Source organism: Actinocrinis puniceicyclus (assembly GCF_018283645.1).
Classification (GTDB): domain Bacteria; phylum Actinomycetota; class Actinomycetes; order Streptomycetales; family Catenulisporaceae; genus Actinocrinis; species Actinocrinis puniceicyclus.
Genome location: NZ_JAGSXH010000252.1, coordinates 1 through 3044, shown reverse-complemented (window position 1 = coordinate 3044; position 3044 = coordinate 1). Strand labels below are relative to the sequence as shown.

At 68.5% G+C, this 3044-nt stretch carries 2 protein-coding genes; both read left to right on the top strand.

The genetic code is table 11. The features are described 5' to 3' along the window. Nucleotides 1-175: 175 nt before the first annotated feature. On the top strand, nucleotides 176-1585 hold the full coding sequence (gene tnpC / locus KGA66_RS28470) for an IS66 family transposase (RefSeq protein ID WP_211472617.1): 1410 nt from the start codon (nucleotides 176-178) through the stop codon (nucleotides 1583-1585). A 379-nt stretch (nucleotides 1586-1964) separates the two neighbouring features. Then, nucleotides 1965-3044: IS21 family transposase (gene istA, locus KGA66_RS28465; RefSeq protein WP_211472614.1), on the top strand; the 1080-nt coding region annotated here is incomplete at its 3' end.

Below are 3044 nucleotides of genomic sequence, written 5' to 3'. Positions count from 1 at the left end.
CCTACCCCCCCCGCCAGATCAAGCGCGCCCGCCACAACTCCTACAAGGTCCGCACCGCCGACTACACCGGGGTCCGCCACGCCGGCCGCCCACCATAGACCTCGTGTAACTAGATAGGTGGTGCGGTGGCTGTGGTGGTTTGACGGGGTGTCACCTGCTTGGGATCATGGTGGTTATGCCCGTTGCGCCGAAGCCCTCGTATGAGGAGTTGGTGGCGCTGGTGGTCGCGCAGCAGGAGCAGATCACGTTGCTGACGGCACGGATCGCGGAGCTGGAAGCGGCGCTGAAGCAGAACTCGAAGAATTCCTCGAAGCCTCCTTCCTCGGATTCCCCGTTCGTCAAGCCGGCCTCGCTGCGCAAGAAGGGTGCGCGCCGTCCCGGGCGCCCGGGCGGGCAGCCGGGGGCCACGCTGGAGCAGGTCGCCGATCCGCGGTACACGGTGCAGTACGAGCCCGAACTGTGTCACTCCTGCGGGTCGGGCCTGGCCGGGGCGGTGGAGGTCGGGCGCGAGCGGCGCCGGGTGTTCGACCTGTCCGAGCTCGCGCTTGAGGTGACCGAGCATCAGCTGATCGCGCGCCGGTGCGGGTGCGGGCAGGTGTGCACGGCGGTGGCGCCGGTGGGGGTCGCGGCGCCGGTGCAGTACGGTGCGCGGGTCGCCGCGGTGGTGGTGGGTTTGTGGCACGGGCAGTTCCTGGCGCGTGAGCGGGTCGCGGCGGTGATGGGCGAGGTGTTCGGGGCGCCGATGGCCCCGGGTACGGTCGCGTCGATGGCCACCCGGTGCGCTGCGGCGCTGGTCGGGTTCGAGGACGCGGTGCGCGAAAGGCTCGTGGAGGCCGAGGCGGTCAACTTCGACGAGACCGGGTTCCGGGTCGAGGCGGGATTGGCGTGGGTGCACTCGGCTTCGACCGACAGGTACAGCCTGCTGATGGTGCATCCCAAGCGCGGCACCGTGGCGATGGACGCCATCGGCGTGCTGCCCGTGTTCACCGGGATCGCCCAGCACGACGCCTGGGCGCCGTACGACACCTACGCCTGTGACCACGCCTTGTGCGGTGCCCACGTGTTGCGCGAGTTGGTCGCCGTCGCCGAGAGCGGCACCACGGGGCGGGCCGGGAGCACGGCGATGGCCATGCAGGCCATCGACACGCTGTGTGATCTGAAAGACCTCGTCGAGCAGGCCCGCGCCGCCGGGAGCGAGCCCGATCCGGCGCAGGTCGCCACGCTGCGCCACCGACTGCGCTCGGCCGCGCTGATCGGCGTCACGGCCACCGCCGCGCGCGAGAACAAGCTGATGGGCAAGCACAACGCCCTGTTCACCCGGTTGCGTGACCGGTTCGAGGACTATCTGCGGTTCACCACGGACCCCCGTGTCGCCTTTGACAACAACGCGGCCGAGCGCGAGATCCGCATGTGCAAACTGCGGATCAAGGTCTCCGGCTCGATGCGCTCGATGCGGGGAGCCCAAGAGTTCTGCCGTATCCGCTCCTACCTACAGACCACGAAGAAACACGGCGTCGGCTGGCTGGCCGCCCTGACCGACGCGATGCGCGGCATCCCCTGGATGCCCGACGAAGCCACCGCCTGACAGAACGCCGGGCGGCAATCACGCACGCCCACCAAAGGCACCTATCGAGTTACGACCTCGTCAACCTCAAACCCCTGATACCCGAACCGGTCCGCGCGCCGTCCCAGCCGACATCCCTGCAGCTCGCAGCCTAGATCATCAAGCTAAGTGGCATTGTTGTGTCCTGAACGCGAGGAGAGTTGTTTGTAGGAAGGCAATTCAATCTGTCGGCGATCACGTAATTCCCCAGCTGTGACGGCCTGAGCGTCACGTAATTCCCCACCCGCGCGATCACGTTATTCCCCATGGGGGCCGTGACGTGGGTCGGACCTCGTCCGTGCAAGCCTTCCTCGTCAGCTAGTAGACGGCGAGGGAGCAGATGGCGAGGAGAACCTTTCAAGTGATCGACATTTCGGAGCTCCTGGTGCACTGGTATGCCGGCCGCTCGCAGGTGGAGTTGGCCGACTCGCTGGGGCTGGACCGCAAGACGGTGCGCAAGTACCTCTCGCCGGCGATCGAGGCTGGGTTCGCCCCGGGTGGGCCGAAGATGGGCGAGGAGGACTGGCGGGTGCTGGTGCGCTCGTGGTTCCCGCACCTGGCCGACCCCTCGATCAGGCAGCTGACGTGGCCGGCGATCGCCGAGCACCGCGACTACATCGTGGAGATGCTCGCGGCGCGGGTGACGGTGACCACGATCCACCAGCGGCTGCGCGATGAGCGCGGGCTGGGCGCGTCCTTGGCGTCGTTGCGCCGGTACATCGCGGCGAACCTGCCCGAGGAGGCGCACCGCGCCGCGGTGACGGTACTCAACCCGTACCCGACGGTACCGGGCGAGATCGCGCAGATCGACTACGGCCGGTTGGGGATGTGGGTCAACCCGCGCACGGGCCGTCGGCACCGTGCCGAGGCGTTCGTGATGGTGCTCGCGCACTCGCGGCACATGTTCGTCCGGCCCGTGCTCATCCTCGACCAGCAGGCGTGGACCGCGGCGCACGTCGCGGCGTTCGAGTTCTTCGGCGGTGTCGCCGCGCGGTTGGTGCCGGACAACCTCAAGACCGGGGTGGAGCGCCCGGACCTGTACGACCCGAAGATCAACCGGTCCTACGGCGAGCTGGCCGCGCACTACGGCACGCTCGTGGACCCGGCTCGGGCGGGACGGCCGAAGGACAAGCCCCGTGTAGAGCGGCAGATGCCGTATATACGTGACTTCTGGTGGCGGGGGCGGGAGTTCGTCTCTCTCGAACACATGCAGGCCTCCGCGGTGGAGTGGTGTCTGAAGGTCGCCGGCACCCGGTCGCACCGCGGCCTGGACGGCGCCTCGCCGCTGGCGGTGTTCGAAGCCTCCGAGCACGAGGTCCAAGCCGAGGTCGTCGATCACGGGTCGGCGCGAGGTCTCGACACGCGTGTTCCCTCCCACCATCGGCCGTGGTGGGAGGGAACACGAACGGTTCGGGCGGTGCGTCGTGGGAGGGAAGTGGGA

Bases quoted from the DNA above. Each gene is read 5' to 3' on its own strand.
- tnpC (WP_211472617.1), top strand. From the start codon at position 176: ATGCCCGTTGCGCCGAAGCCCTCGTATGAGGAGTTGGTGGCGCTGGTG.